The sequence below is a fragment of the Shewanella sp. POL2 genome (assembly GCF_000282755.1).
Classification (GTDB): Bacteria; Pseudomonadota; Gammaproteobacteria; order Enterobacterales; family Shewanellaceae; genus Shewanella; species Shewanella xiamenensis.
Genome location: NZ_AKZL01000098.1, coordinates 1 through 15,586 on the forward strand (window position 1 = coordinate 1; position 15,586 = coordinate 15,586).

Annotated in this window: 10 protein-coding genes and 1 pseudogene; all 11 read right to left on the minus strand. The window is 46.9% G+C overall.

Translation table 11 applies throughout. The features are described from left to right. Window positions 1–115 precede the first annotated feature (115 nt). The 11 genes and pseudogenes from fusA to secE all read right to left on the minus strand — a co-directional run bounded on the left by fusA (window position 116) and on the right by secE (window position 15,359). Window positions 116–2,212, minus strand: coding sequence for an elongation factor G (fusA, locus tag SHEWPOL2_RS18915; protein WP_037418387.1), 2,097 nt, complete (start codon window positions 2,210–2,212; stop codon window positions 116–118). Window positions 2,213–2,290: 78 nt separating this feature from the next. After that, window positions 2,291–2,761: a 30S ribosomal protein S7 gene (gene rpsG, locus SHEWPOL2_RS18920; protein WP_011070613.1), complete on the minus strand. Its 471-nt coding sequence runs from the start codon at window positions 2,759–2,761 to the stop codon at window positions 2,291–2,293. A gap of 80 nt (window positions 2,762–2,841) precedes the next feature. Beyond that, entirely contained in the window at window positions 2,842–3,216 is a 375-nt protein-coding gene (gene rpsL, locus SHEWPOL2_RS18925) for a 30S ribosomal protein S12 (protein WP_011070612.1), read from the minus strand. 179 nt (window positions 3,217–3,395) lie between these two features. Next, window positions 3,396–7,613 carry a DNA-directed RNA polymerase subunit beta' gene (rpoC, locus tag SHEWPOL2_RS18930; protein WP_037430685.1) on the minus strand — a complete coding sequence of 1,406 codons (4,218 nt, stop codon included), beginning with the start codon at window positions 7,611–7,613 and terminating at the stop codon, window positions 3,396–3,398. A gap of 83 nt (window positions 7,614–7,696) precedes the next feature. Next, window positions 7,697–11,734: a DNA-directed RNA polymerase subunit beta gene (gene rpoB / locus SHEWPOL2_RS18935; RefSeq protein WP_037418393.1), complete on the minus strand. Its 4,038-nt coding sequence runs from the start codon at window positions 11,732–11,734 to the stop codon at window positions 7,697–7,699. Window positions 11,735–11,976: 242 nt separating this feature from the next. Further along, window positions 11,977–12,345, minus strand: coding sequence for a 50S ribosomal protein L7/L12 (gene rplL, locus SHEWPOL2_RS18940; RefSeq protein ID WP_007644333.1), 369 nt, complete (start codon window positions 12,343–12,345; stop codon window positions 11,977–11,979). 54 nt (window positions 12,346–12,399) lie between these two features. Next, window positions 12,400–12,900 (minus strand): 50S ribosomal protein L10, encoded by a 501-nt coding sequence (gene rplJ, locus SHEWPOL2_RS18945; RefSeq protein WP_011070609.1) that lies wholly within the window; start codon window positions 12,898–12,900, stop codon window positions 12,400–12,402. 265 nt (window positions 12,901–13,165) lie between these two features. Continuing rightward, window positions 13,166–13,867 carry a 50S ribosomal protein L1 gene (gene rplA, locus SHEWPOL2_RS18950; protein WP_011070608.1) on the minus strand — a complete coding sequence of 234 codons (702 nt, stop codon included), beginning with the start codon at window positions 13,865–13,867 and terminating at the stop codon, window positions 13,166–13,168. A gap of 4 nt (window positions 13,868–13,871) precedes the next feature. Then, window positions 13,872–14,300, minus strand: a complete 429-nt coding sequence (gene rplK, locus SHEWPOL2_RS18955) for a 50S ribosomal protein L11 (protein WP_037430687.1) — start codon at window positions 14,298–14,300, stop codon at window positions 13,872–13,874. 127 nt (window positions 14,301–14,427) lie between these two features. Further along, complete coding sequence (gene nusG / locus SHEWPOL2_RS18960; protein ID WP_011070606.1) at window positions 14,428–14,979, minus strand: transcription termination/antitermination protein NusG; 552 nt, start codon at window positions 14,977–14,979, stop codon at window positions 14,428–14,430. Window positions 14,980–14,988: 9 nt separating this feature from the next. After that, window positions 14,989–15,359 (minus strand): annotated as a pseudogene (gene secE / locus SHEWPOL2_RS18965) (preprotein translocase subunit SecE). Window positions 15,360–15,586 lie beyond the last annotated feature (227 nt).

Consider the following 15,586-nt stretch of genomic DNA (forward strand, 5'->3'; position numbering starts at 1 on the left):
ACGTTTACGTGAGGCTTACTACGTTCAAATTTAGCTTTTGCCACGATATATTCCTTTCTTTTCAGAATAGTCCTGCATTGACAGGACCATATTACATTTATGTCGTAACTGGAAATTAGCTACGAGATTCAATAATCGCTTTCGCAATGTTTTGCGGTGCATCAGTGTACTTCAAGAACTCCATGGAGTAAGAAGCACGACCCTGAGTTGCAGAACGCAAATCAGTTGCATAACCAAACATTTCAGAAAGAGGCACTACTGCATGGACTATTTTGATGCCACCAAAGCCATCATCCATACCTTCAATCAAACCACGGCGACGGTTTAAATCACCAACAACATCACCCATGTAGTTTTCTGGAGTAGTTACTTCTACTTTCATGCAAGGTTCGAGCAACACAGGTTTCGCCTCAAGCGCACCCTTTTTGAAGCCCATAGAACCCGCAATTTTGAACGCCATTTCATTCGAGTCCACATCATGATATGAACCATCGAATAGAGTGACCTTCACGTCCAATACAGGGAAGCCAGCGAGAACGCCATTCTTCATCTGCTCTTGGATACCTTTATCAACCGCAGGGATGAATTCACGTGGAACTACACCGCCAACGATTGCGTTGATAAATTCGTAACCAGCGCCTTCTTCATTAGGCTCTAGTTTTAACCAAACATGACCGAATTGTCCACGGCCACCTGATTGGCGTACAAATTTACCTTCAGCCTCAACTGATCCACGAATGGTTTCACGGTAGGCCACTTGTGGCTTACCTACGTTACACTCAACACCAAATTCGCGACGCATACGATCAACGATAATGTCTAAGTGTAACTCACCCATTCCAGAAATCAGTGTTTGTGATGATTCTTCGTCAGTTTCAACCCGGAATGAAGGATCCTCTGCTGCAAGTTTTTGCAGTGCGATACCCATTTTGTCCTGGTCGGCTTTTGACTTAGGTTCAACGGCAATGGTAATTACAGGTTCTGGGAACTCCATGCGTTCCAAGATTACTTTGTGGTCATTATCACAAAGTGTATCACCCGTGGTTACGTCTTTTAGACCAATAGCCGCGGCAATATCACCTGCACGGACTTCTTTCAGTTCTGTGCGGTCGTTAGCGTGCATCTGCACGATACGGCCAATACGTTCACGTTTCTGTTTAACAGAGTTGTAAACGCCAGAACCTGATTCAAGTACGCCTGAGTACACACGAATAAAGGTTAAAGTACCCACGAACGGGTCTGTAGCAATCTTAAATGCCAACGCCGCAAAGGGGGCGTTGTCATCTGATGGGCGCTCAACTTCTTGCTCATTGTCATCGATGCCCTTAATCGGTGGCACATCGACTGGTGCTGGCAAGAATTCTACTACCGCATCAAGAACCGCTTGAACGCCTTTGTTCTTAAATGCAGAACCACAGGTCGCTAAAACGATTTCATTATTTATAGTACGTTGACGCAGTGCTTTTTTGATCTCTTCTTCTGACAGGGTACCTTCTTCAAGATACTTGTCCATCAGTTCATCAGAGGCTTCAGCGGCTGCTTCAACCAGATACTCATGCATTTCAGCCGCTTTAGCTGCTAAATGTGCAGGGATCTCTTCATAAGAGAACGTCATCCCCTGGTCCGCTTCGTTCCAGTTAATGGCTTTCATCTTGATTAAGTCGATCACGCCAGTGAAGTTTTCTTCTGCGCCGATATTTAATTGGATCGGTACACAAGTTGCTCCAAGGCGAGTTCTGATTTGCTTCACTACACGTTCAAAGTCCGCGCCTGCACGGTCCATCTTGTTGACAAATACGATGCGTGGAACGCGGTATTTGTCAGCTTGACGCCATACGGTTTCTGATTGAGGTTCAACACCTGAAGCACCACAGAAAACCACAACAGCGCCGTCAAGAACGCGCAAAGAACGTTCAACTTCAATAGTAAAGTCAACGTGACCAGGGGTATCGATGATATTGATGCGGTGTTCAGTGAATTGAGCATCCATACCACGCCAGAAAGTAGTGACAGCAGCCGAGGTGATAGTAATACCACGCTCTTGCTCTTGCACCATCCAGTCAGTGGTCGCGGCGCCGTCATGCACCTCACCGATTTTATGAGACAAACCGGTATAGAACAGAACACGTTCTGTTGTGGTGGTTTTACCTGCGTCCACATGAGCACAAATACCGATATTACGATAACGCTCAATTGGGGTTGTACGAGCCACGATTATACCCTCTCCACCAAAACCTAAGTCTTGGCAATATCAACAACAATGGTGTGGGCCTAAGCCCACACCATCAGATTACCAACGGTAATGAGCAAAGGCCTTGTTAGCTTCAGCCATGCGGTGCACGTCTTCACGCTTCTTAACAGCAGTACCTTTGTTTTCAGACGCATCTAGCATTTCACCTGCTAGACGTAAAGCCATAGATTTTTCACCACGCTTACGTGCAGCTTCAACTAACCAGCGCATCGCCAGTGCGTTACGACGCACAGGACGAACTTCACATGGTACCTGGTATGTAGAACCACCCACGCGACGAGATTTAACTTCGACTGATGGGCGAACGTTGTCCAGGGCTGCTTCAAGGATGTCTAAATGGTTAGCGCCTTTCTTTTCAGCGATAACATCAAGAGCCTTGTAAATGATTTTTTCAGCAGTCGACTTTTTGCCGTCCTGCATAATGACGTTGATGAACTTAGCCAGCAACTCACTGTGAAACTTTGGATCTGGTAGGATTTTACGTTGTCCTACAACGCGACGTCTTGGCATAACAATTCTCCGTATGCTTCAGGGATTTCCAAAACTGGAATTCTCAAAATAAACTAGCTTGGCCTTACTTAACGGATACGTTAAGACTTAGGACGCTTAGCACCGTACTTAGAACGGCTTTGGCGACGTGAAGTCACGCCTGCACAGTCTAATGCGCCACGAACAGTGTGGTAGCGAACACCAGGTAAGTCTTTAACACGACCACCACGGATCAAAATCACGCTGTGTTCCTGCAGGTTGTGGCCTTCACCGCCGATGTACGAAGTAACTTCGAAACCGTTAGTTAGACGCACACGAGCTACTTTACGTAGTGCAGAGTTAGGTTTTTTAGGGGTAGTTGTGTACACACGTGTACAAACACCACGCTTTTGTGGGCACGCATTCAACGCAGGCACATTAGTCTTGTCGACTTTTGGCGCGCGTGGCTTACGTACCAACTGGTTTACAGTTGCCATGTATAGCTCCGAGTCAGTTGAATCAAACTCAACGATAAGGTGTGAAAAATCTATATCCCACAATGGTGGGACGCGGAATTTTAGAAAGGTAAAGCCTAACTGTCAAGAAATAGCCAACTTTTGCGGCATATTCCAATAAAAAAGGCGCCAACGGCGCCTTTTTGTTACAAACTGATTACTTAATCTTGGCTGCCAGCCAAGTTTAAGAGGTCTGCAAGGTTTTGTTCTGCTTCACTTGCAGTGATCTTATTCACTACAACTGGCTCGTCTTTCTTAGCACGGGCATCGTTACGGGTCTTGTGATAAGCGTAACCAGTACCGGCTGGGATCAGACGGCCAACGATTACGTTTTCTTTCAGACCACGTAAGTTATCAGACTTGCCGCCTACGGCAGCTTCTGTCAGTACGCGAGTTGTTTCTTGGAACGATGCTGCAGAGATAAACGATTCTGTTGCCAGAGACGCTTTGGTAATACCCAGCAGTTCACGTTCGAAGGTCGCAGGCACTTTGCCTTGTTCGATCAGGTCGCGGTTAGCGATCTTCACGCGAGACACTTCAACTTGTTCGCCTTCTAAGAACTCACTATCACCTGCAGAGGTGATCACGCACTTACGCAGCATTTGGCGGATGATTACTTCGATATGCTTATCGTTGATCTTCACGCCTTGTAGACGGTATACGTCTTGCACTTCGTTCACAATGTAGCTTGCAACGTTGTGGATGCCACGCAGACGCAGAATGTCGTGCGCCGCTTCTGGACCGTCAGCAATAACTTCACCACGTTCGACTTTTTCACCTTCGAACACGTTTAAGTTACGCCATTTCGGGATCATCTCTTCGTACTGTTCACCGCCATCCGCTGGTGTAATCACCAGACGACGCTTGCCTTTGGTCTCTTTACCAAACGAGATGGTACCAGAGATTTCCGCCAGAATTGCTGGCTCTTTTGGCTTACGAGCTTCGAACAGGTCAGCAACGCGTGGTAGACCACCCGTGATGTCGCGTGTTTTAGACGATTCTTGTGGAATACGTGCTAACGCGTCACCCACAGCGATTTGCGCGTTGTCGTCGAGGTTAACGATCGCACTGCCTGGTAAGAAGTATTGTGCAGGTACTTCAGTACCTGGGATCATCAGGTCGCTACCGTCGGCACCAACCAGACGGATCATTGGGCGCATTTCTTTACCCGCTGAACCACGTTGACCCACGTCGAGGATCACGATTGAAGACAGACCTGTCAGTTCGTCTGTTTGACGAGTCATGGTCACGCCGTCGATCATGTCAACGAACTTAATACTACCCGCCACTTCAGTGATGATTGGGTGAGTATGTGGGTCCCAGTTAGCGATGATATCGCCTGCTTCTACTGATGCTTCTTCTAACTTCTCGAGCACAGTACCGTAAGGCACTTTATAACGCTCTTTCTCACGACCTAATTCGTCGATGATTGCCAGTTCAGAAGAACGAGAAACGATAACCAGCTTGCCATCTGTGTTTGTTACGTACTTAGCGTTGTGCAGTTTCAACGAACCTGAGTTCTTCACTTGAACGTTGTTTTCTGCAGAGGCACGTGACGCAGCACCACCGATGTGGAACGTACGCATCGTTAACTGTGTACCAGGTTCACCGATTGATTGTGCAGCCACAACACCAATCGCTTCACCGTGGTTGATGATATGGCCACGGGCCAAATCACGGCCGTAACAGGCAGCACACACACCAAAATCGGTATCACAGGTAATGACTGAGCGAACAATCACTTCATCGATTGAATGCTCTTCTAACTTGTCACACCATGCTTCATCGAGCAGGGTGTTACGTGGTGCAAGCACGTCTTCGGTGCCTGGATAGAACACATCAACAGCAACCACACGACCCAGTACGCGTTCACGTAATGGCTCAACCACATCACCACCTTCGATCAGCGGCTTCATGGTTAGACCTTCGTGAGTACCACAATCGTCTTCAATGACGACTAAGTCTTGAGCAACGTCTACCAGACGACGAGTCAGGTAACCCGAGTTCGCTGTCTTCAATGCAGTATCGGCAAGACCTTTACGCGCACCGTGAGTAGAAATAAAGTACTGAAGTACGTTTAGACCTTCACGGAAGTTAGCGGTAATTGGCGTTTCAATGATCGAACCGTCTGGTTTCGCCATCAGACCACGCATACCCGCTAACTGACGGATCTGTGCAGCACTACCACGAGCGCCAGAGTCGGCCATCATGTAAATGCTATTGAACGAAGCTTGTTTTTCTTCAACGCCATCACGGTTAATCACTGTCTCAGTTGACAGGTTTTCCATCATCGCTTTAGAAACTTTTTCGTTCGCACTTGCCCAGATGTCGATAACTTTGTTGTAACGCTCACCGGCAGTAACCAGACCTGATTGGAACTGCTCTTGAATTTCGAGCACTTCGGCTTCAGCGTCAGCAACTAAGGTGTACTTCTCAGCTGGGATCACCATGTCGTCGATACCGACAGATGCACCAGAGATAGTGGCGTAACGGAAACCTGTATACATCAGTTGGTCAGCGAAGATAACGGTATCTTTCAGACCTAATTGACGGTAACAGGTGTTCAACAGCTTAGAAATCTGCTTTTTGCCCATGTTCTGGTTAACCAGATCAAATGACAAACCTGCTGGCAGAATCAATGACAGCAGAGCACGACCGACTGTGGTATCTACGATACGACGTTGTTCAGTACGCTCACCATTGTCACCGATAACGCTTTCAGTGATACGCACTTTCACGCGGGCATGCAGTTCAGCAGCGCCAGTTGCATAAGCTTTTTCAACTTCAGCAACAGACATAAAGTACATACCTTCACCACGGCCGTTAATACGCTCACGGCTGGTGTAGTACAGACCTAATACCACGTCTTGAGACGGCGTGATTACAGGCTCGCCGTTGGCTGGTGACAGGATGTTGTTGGTAGACATCATCAGGGCACGGGCTTCAAGCTGCGCTTCCAGTGTTAACGGTACGTGTACCGCCATTTGGTCACCGTCGAAGTCGGCGTTGTATGCCGCACAAACGAGTGGGTGTAACTGGATGGCTTTACCTTCAATCAGTACAGGTTCGAACGCTTGGATACCGAGTCTGTGCAGTGTTGGTGCACGGTTAAGCATCACTGGATGTTCACGGATCACTTCATCCAGAACGTCCCAAACTTCCGCCACTTCACGCTCTACCATCTTCTTAGCCGCTTTGATGGTTGTCGCTAAGCCACGACCTTCCAGCTTGCCATAGATGAATGGCTTGAACAGTTCCAGTGCCATCTTCTTAGGAAGACCACATTGGTGCAGGCGTAAAGTAGGACCTACGGTAATTACCGAACGACCAGAGTAGTCAACACGCTTACCTAACAAGTTCTGACGGAAACGACCTTGTTTACCTTTGATCATATCGGCCAAAGATTTCAGAGGGCGTTTGTTAGAACCGGTAATAGCACGACCACGACGACCGTTATCTAATAGCGCATCAACAGACTCTTGTAACATACGCTTTTCGTTGCGTACGATAATGTCTGGCGCAGCTAAATCTAACAGACGCTTCAAACGGTTGTTACGGTTGATCACACGGCGATACAAATCGTTCAGATCTGACGTCGCGAAGCGGCCACCATCGAGCGGTACCAGCGGACGTAAGTCAGGTGGTAACACAGGCAGTACTTTTAAGATCATCCACTCTGGCTTGTTACCAGAAGTGTGGAACGCTTCCATCAACTTAAGACGCTTGGTCACTTTCTTGCGACGAGTCTCAGAGTTGATTGATGGCAGCTCTTCACGCATTTGTTCGATTTCTTTTTCAAGATCGATTGCGCGCAGCAGTTCTAATACCGCTTCAGCACCCATCTTGGCTTCGAATTCGTCACCGTACTCTTCTAATGCGTCCAGATAGTTTTCTTCTGTCAGCATTTGGCCACGCTCAAGGCTGGTCATGCCAGGCTCGATCACGACGAAAGATTCAAAATACAGTACGCGCTCGATATCACGCAGCGTCATGTCCAGCATTAAACCGATACGGGACGGCAGTGATTTCAAGAACCAAATGTGGGCAACTGGGCTAGCCAGTTCGATGTGACCCATACGTTCACGACGTACTTTAGTCTGGGTAACTTCTACACCACACTTTTCACAGATCACACCACGGTGCTTCAAACGCTTGTACTTACCGCACAAACATTCGTAATCTTTGACTGGGCCAAAGATACGCGCACAGAACAGACCTTCACGCTCAGGCTTGAAGGTACGGTAGTTAATGGTTTCTGGCTTCTTAACTTCACCAAAAGACCAAGAACGGATCAGATCAGGCGATGCCAGACCAATTTTGATGCCGTTAAATTCTTCAGTCTTGCTTTGCTGTTTCAGAAACTTTAATAAGTCTTTCACGTTTCTCTCCTGAAGGAGTTAAACCGGGTGCTCCGCGACTGCGGAGCACCATTCTGTTGCCAAACGTTACCTTAAGGCGACGCTTATTCCTGATCCAACTCGATATTAATACCGAGTGAACGGATCTCCTTCAGTAATACGTTGAAGGACTCTGGCATGCCAGGCTGCATCTGATGGTTACCGTCGACGATGTTCTTATACATCTGAGTACGACCGTTAACGTCATCCGATTTCACGGTGAGCATTTCTTGAAGCGTATAAGCGGCACCGTATGCTTCGAGTGCCCACACTTCCATCTCCCCGAAACGCTGACCACCGAACTGAGCTTTACCGCCCAATGGTTGTTGAGTTACTAAGCTGTACGAACCGGTAGAACGGGCGTGCATCTTGTCGTCAACTAAGTGGTTCAGTTTGAGCATGTACATGTAACCAACAGTTACTGGACGCTCAAATTCGTTACCGGTACGACCATCAAATAATTTCAGCTGACCAGAGGTTGGCAAGCCTGCAAGCTCAAGCATCTGCTTGATCTCTTTCTCTTTAGCACCGTCGAAGGCTGGCGTAGCAACTGGGATACCGCCTTTCAGGTTGTTCGCTAAGCGCAATAACTCATCGTCAGTGAATGAATCGATGTCGACGCGCTGCTGTACTTCGTCACCTAATTCGTACACTTGCTTGATGTAGTTACGAACTTCTGCAAGTCCCTTCTCGCGCTGATCTTCCAGCATGGCAGCAATCTTGTTACCAATACCTTTAGCCGCAGCACCTAAGTGAACTTCAAGAACCTGACCGATGTTCATACGTGATGGAACGCCTAGCGGGTTCAACACGATGTCCACAGGGTTGCCTTGCTCGTCGTACGGCATGTCTTCAATTGGGTTAATCTTAGAGATAACACCCTTGTTACCGTGACGACCCGCCATCTTGTCACCAGGTTGGATAGTACGTTTAACCGCTAAGTAAACTTTAACGATCTTCAGTACACCTGGGGCCAAGTCATCACCTTGGGTGATTTTGCGACGTTTGATTTCAAACTTCTTATCGAAGTCTGCTTTCAGCTCTTCATGCTGTTCAGCTAATTGCTCAAGCTCAGTTTGTTTGGCTTCATCATCAATGACTTGAACCAATACATCTTTACGTGGCAATGCTGCGATTTGTGCTTCAGTGAAACCGGCACTTAATAATAAGTTGCGTGCACGGCTCAATACGCCTTCTTCAAGGATCTTGAACTCTTCGCCTAAGTCTTTACGAGCTTGGGCAATGTGCATTTCTTCGATTTCAATGGCGCGTTTGTCTTTCTCAACGCCGTCACGGGTAAATACCTGAACGTCGATGATGGTACCTTTAACAGAGTTAGGTACACGCAGTGAGCTGTCTTTCACATCAGACGCTTTCTCACCGAAGATGGCGCGCAGTAACTTCTCTTCTGGAGTCAGTTGTGTTTCGCCTTTTGGCGTCACTTTACCTACCAGAATGTCACCGCCCTTCACTTCTGCACCGATGTAAACAATACCTGACTCGTCGAGTTTCGACAGAGCAGATTCACCTACGTTCGGAATGTCAGCCGTGATTTCTTCGCTACCCAGTTTGGTATCACGAGCGATACAAGACAGCTCTTGAATGTGGATAGTGGTGAAACGGTCTTCCTGTGCAACACGCTCAGAGATTAAGATCGAGTCTTCGAAGTTGTAACCGTTCCAAGGCATGAACGCGATACGCATGTTCTGGCCAAGGGCTAAGTCACCTAAGTCAGTAGATGGACCGTCTGCTAACACGTCACCACGAACGACTGGCTCACCAACAGAACAGCATGGACGTTGGTTGATACACGTGTTTTGGTTAGAACGGGTGTACTTAGTCAGGTTGTAAATGTCGATACCGGCTTCGCCTGGGCGCAGCTCGTCTTCATTTACTTTAACTACGATACGGCTCGCATCAACGTAATCGATCACACCGCCACGTTTAGCGGCGACTACTACGCCTGAATCCACTGCTAATGTGCGTTCAATACCTGTACCGACCAGAGGCTTCTCTGACTTCAGTGTTGGTACAGCTTGACGTTGCATGTTCGCACCCATCAATGCACGGTTCGCGTCGTCGTGTTCTAAGAACGGGATCAGTGACGCAGCAACAGAAATAATCTGCTGTGGCGATACGTCCATGTATTGAATGTCAGATGCGCGCATAAAGGTAGATTCACCTTTGTGACGACATGCGATCTGCTCTTCAACCATGCGGCCTTCAGAGTCAACTTCGATGTTCGCCTGTGCAATCACATAACGACCTTCTTCAATCGCTGACAAGTATTCCACTTCGTCAGTGATCACACCGTCTACCACTTTGCGGTATGGTGTTTCTAAGAAGCCGTATGAGTTAGTACGGGCAAAGCTTGCTAATGAGTTGATTAGACCAATGTTTGGACCTTCAGGGGTCTCAATTGGACATAAACGACCATAATGCGTTGGGTGTACGTCGCGGACTTCGAAGCCTGCACGTTCACGGGTCAAACCACCTGGGCCAAGAGCAGAAATACGACGCTTATGCGTTACTTCTGACAGCGGGTTGTTTTGGTCCATGAATTGTGACAGCTGAGAAGAACCGAAGAACTCTTTCACTGCAGCAGAAATTGGCTTAGCGTTGATTAAGTCTTGTGGCATCAGCTCGTTCAGATCGCCTAATGACAGACGTTCACGCACGGCGCGCTCAACACGGACCAGACCAACACGGAATTGGTTTTCAGCCATCTCACCCACAGAACGAATACGACGGTTACCTAAGTGGTCGATATCGTCCACTTCGTCGAAGCCGTTACGGATGTGAATGATGTTCTTCATTACTGCAACGATGTCTTCTTTAGACAGTACGCCACTACCTTCGTCATCAGGAATGCTGAGACGACGGTTGAACTTCATACGACCGACTTTCGACAGGTCATAACGTTCTTCGCTGAAGAATAAGTTTTGGAACAGGGCTTCTGCTGCATCTTTGGTTGGTGGCTCACCAGGACGCATCATGCGGTAGATCTCAACTAACGCTTCTAAGCGGTTAGTGGTTGGATCAATACGCAGAGTATCAGAGATGTAAGCACCGTGGTCTAGCTCGTTGATGTATAACGTGCTCAACTCTTTGATGCCTGCCAGTGATAACTTCGCTAAGTCTTCTAAGCTGATTTCACTGTTAGCAGAAACTAATACTTCGCCCGTGTCCGGATCGATGTAATCTTGAGCAGCATATTTGCCCACGATGTACTCAACTGGTACTTCGAGTTCAGTGGTGTTGGTTTTTTCGAGTTGGCGAATATGACGTGCAGTCACGCGACGGCCCGCTTCAACCAATACGGTACCTTCAGCATCCTTGATGTCGTAGCTGGCGGTTTCGCCACGCAGACGCTCAGGGACCAAGGTCATAACCAGAGTATCTTTCTTGATCTTGAATTCAACACGTTCGAAGAACAGGTCAAGGATCTCTTGAGTAGAGTACTCTAATGCACGCAGAATGATGGTCGCTGGTAATTTACGGCGACGGTCGATACGTACGAATAGTGCATCTTTAGGATCGAATTCAAAGTCTAACCATGAACCACGGTAAGGAATGATACGTGCGTTATAGAGCACCTTACCTGATGAGTGGGTTTTACCACGGTCGTGATCGAAGAATACGCCTGGGCTGCGGTGTAATTGAGAAACGATTACACGCTCAGTACCGTTGATAACAAAGGTACCGTTGTCAGTCATCAATGGGATATCACCCATGTAGACTTCTTGTTCTTTAATATCTTTTACAGTGCCTGCCGCTGCTTCACGGTCATACAACACCATGCGTAATTTAACGCGCAGTGGAGCTGAATATGTAACACCACGGATCTGACACTCTTTCACATCAAAAACAGGCTCGCCAAGCTTATAGCTGACGTATTGCAGTTCTGAATTACCAGAAAAGCTCTTGATGGGAAAAACGCTACGGAAGGCGGCTTCAAGACCGCGCTCACCGGTAGGATCTTGATCGGTGAACTTCTTAAAAGAGTCTAACTGAATAGACAAAAGGTAAGGAATATCCAACACCTGTGGACGCTTACCAAAGTCTTTGCGAATACGCTTCTTTTCAGAATAGGAGTAAACCATGGGTTTCCTCTGCTTACGAGATGTGACCAAGACTGAATCAATAACCTGAGTTATTACATTCAGCACGTTTGCCCATCACCGTTGATGGCAAGAACCTAACCAGTAATCTCTGCTAGGGACTGCAAAATCTGGCGACAAACGGTGAAAAAAAATCGCCGGCGCATATAGCGCAAAAAAGGCCGACGGTTAAAAAACCGCCAGCCTCCACCCAAGTGGCTTGGGTGAGCAAGCTAAATAATAGCTTACTTGATTTCTACTGAAGCACCAGCTTCAACTAGTTCTTTCTTCAGAGCTTCAGCTTCTTCTTTAGAAACGCCTTCTTTAACTGCTACTGGAGCAGCTTCAGACATTGCTTTAGCTTCTTTCAGGCCTAAACCAGTTGCGCCACGGATGGCTTTAATAACTGCAACTTTGTTGTCGCCGTGTGCAGTCAGAATTACGTTGAATTCTGTTTGCTCTTCAACAGCAGCAGCAGCTTCGCCACCACCAGAAACAACAGCAGCAGCGGCAGAAACGCCGAACTTCTCTTCCATTGCTTCGATCAGTTCAACAACTTCCATTACAGACATAGCTGCAAAGGCTTCTAAGATTTGGTCTTTAGTGATAGACATAACAAATGTTTCCTATTGTTCTGAATTCAATTCTATTAAGCAGCCAGCTTGAAATTAAGCGGCTTCTTGTTTTTGATCGCGCAGGGCGGCCAGTGTACGAACGAACTTGCCAGCAGATGCTTCTTTCATAGTCATCATTAACTGTGCTAGTGCTTCTTCGTATGTTGGCAGTTTCGCCAAACGATCAATGTCAGCTGCAGGGATGAAATTCCCTTCAAAGGCTGCGCCTTTAACTTCGAAGTTAGCTTGCTCTTTAGCAAAGTCTTTTAACAGACGAGCTGCAGCACCTGGGTGCTCGTTAGAGAAAGCAATCAAAGTTGGGCCTGTGAACGTTTCTGCTAGGCACTCAAATGCAGTACCTTCAACAGCACGACGAGCCAGAGTGTTACGTACTACACGTACATAAACACCAGCTTCGCGAGCTTTTTTACGCAGACCGGTCATAGCACCTACAGTTACACCGCGAGAATCAGCGGCAACTGCAGATAGCGCACCTTTGGCAGCTTCGTTGACTTCAGCAACAATCGCTTTTTTGTCTTCGAGTCTTAATGCCATTGGCTTTACTCCTGGATTCTACCTAGGGTATTCCCTAGTATTTACCATACTAAATACTTATGTATTTAGTGACTTACGGTGCAGATTATCCAGTAAAAAAATTTAGCTGGGGCCTGACACCGTCTACGCAGGAAATTAAGTAAACCGTTAAAGTAAACACCTGCGGTCTTGGACGGAAGCCTAATTAATGATGCTTTAAGCATCAAAAACAGGCTTCAACCCACAAAGTGCGCGCATTATAGACTAATGCACTCACCTTGTAAAATTAGTTAGCTGTTTCGAGAGAAGCTTGGTCAACAGCAACACCTGCACCCATAGTGGTAGAGATGCTTACTTTTTTCACGTATACACCTTTTGCAACTGCAGGCTTAGCCTTTTTCAGTGCAGAGATTAACGCTTCCAAGTTTTCTTTCAATTGAACTGGTGTGAAATCCACTTTACCGATAGTAGTGTGGATAATACCGTTCTTGTCGTTGCGGTAACGAACTTGACCTGCTTTAGCGTTCTTAACTGCTTCAGCAACGTTAGGCGTTACTGTGCCAGTTTTTGGGTTAGGCATTAAGCCACGTGGGCCTAAAATTTGACCTAACATACCAACAACGCGCATTGCGTCTGGAGATGCGATAACTACGTCGAAGTTCATTTCACCGGCTTTGATTTTCTCAGCCAGATCATCCATACCAACAAGTTCTGCACCAGCAGCTTTAGCAGCTTCAGCATTTGCACCTTGTGTAAATACTGCAACGCGAACGTCACGACCAGTACCGTGTGGTAACACAGTTGCACCACGAACGTTTTGGTCAGATTTACGTGGGTCGATGCCCAAGTTAACAGCAACGTCAACACTTTCAACGAACTTAGCAGTTGCTAATTCTTTTAACAGAGCAACAGCGTCGTTGATTTCGTATAATTTAGTACCGTCAACTTTCTCGCGGATTACGCGCATGCGTTTAGTTAGTTTTGCCATTATATTAACCCTCTACAACCAAACCCATTGAACGCGCAGTACCTTCGATTGAGCGAGTCATCGCTTCAATATCAGCACCAGTCATATCGGCGGCTTTCATTTCAGCAATTTCCTGAATCTTAGCACGAGCGATAGTACCTACTTTCTGAGTGTTTGGACGTGGAGAACCTGATTTCAGGCCTGCAGCAGTCTTCAGTAAGTAAGAAGCTGGTGGAGTCTTAGTTTCGAAAGTGAATGAACGGTCACTGTATACAGTGATCACGACTGGAATAGGCATGCCTTTTTCCATTTTTTCTGTACGAGCGTTGAACGCTTTACAGAATTCCATGATGTTCACACCTTTCTGACCCAGAGCTGGACCAACTGGTGGTGAAGGGTTCGCAGAACCTGATTTCACTTGTAGCTTAATATAAGCATCAATCTTTTTTGCCATCTGACATTTCCTCAGTTTGGGTTCAAACGCATATCAGCGACATGCCAACATGCTCCCCCGAAAACAACGGGTGCGGATTATATAGAAATCCGCACCCGTTGCCAAACGGATTTTGTATTTAATTTAATCAGCCTTTTTCGACCTGACTAAAATCGAGCTCAACTGGTGTAGAACGACCGAAGATCATTACCGACACTTTTACGCGGCTCTTGTCATAATCCACTTCTTCAACGGTACCGTTAAAGTCAGCAAATGGACCATCACATACACGCACCACTTCGCCTGGCTCAAAAATAACGCGGTGAGTTGGCGAAGCTGTGGTTTCTTGTAAGCGACGCAGAATAGCATCCGCTTCTCTATCTGAAATTGGAGCAGGACGATCAGATGTTCCGCCAATAAAGCCTAAAACACGCGGGATGCTTTTGACTAAATGCCAGCTATCATCGTTCATTTCCATCTGGACCAAAACATAACCAGGGAAAAACTTACGCTCGCTCTTACGACGCTGGCCTGCACGCATTTCAATGACTTCTTCAGTCGGAACTAAGACTTCACCGAAGTATTGTTCCATGCCGTGCATTTTAATGTATTCAATCAGTGACTTACAAACTCGGCCTTCATAGCCAGAGAATGCCTGCACTACATACCATCTTTTTTTAGCTTCTTTAGCTTCAGTCATTCGAGGTGCCTATACGCCAGTGATAAAATTGACAATTCGCATTAACACTGCATCTAAACCCCATAAAATGAGAGCTAAGATACCTGTTGCAGCAAGGACAATAAAAGTGGTGTTAAGCGCTTCTTGACGTGTTGGCCATACGACCTTACGCACTTCAATTTGCGACTCACGCGCGAATGCTAAAGCTTTTTTACCCTTTCGGTTTGCAGGGCAATAAAACCAGCAATAGCGAATGCAACGATAACAGCCAGTGCGCGGATCACGGCACTCGCCTCGCTATACATTTGATTGCCAATAACAGCAGCGGCCAGCAATAGGATCGCTAAACCCCACTTCACGATATCCAGAGAGTTAGTCTGGTTTTCAGTATTTGTTGTCATCGGTTATTCCGTTACTCAATACGGCCTGAGCTTGAGCACAATAATTAGGGACATACGACCCAGTTACAATACGCTTTAGATACTCTGAATCCCGAATACCCTTAGAAACGCATGTTGCATAAGCTCAGGGTCAAAAATCGGCCATAGATTGTATTCTGATTCGACTTTGTTAGCAAGGATGCACAACAGTTGCAACCCACAAAACCCACTAAATAATCGACTTAAAC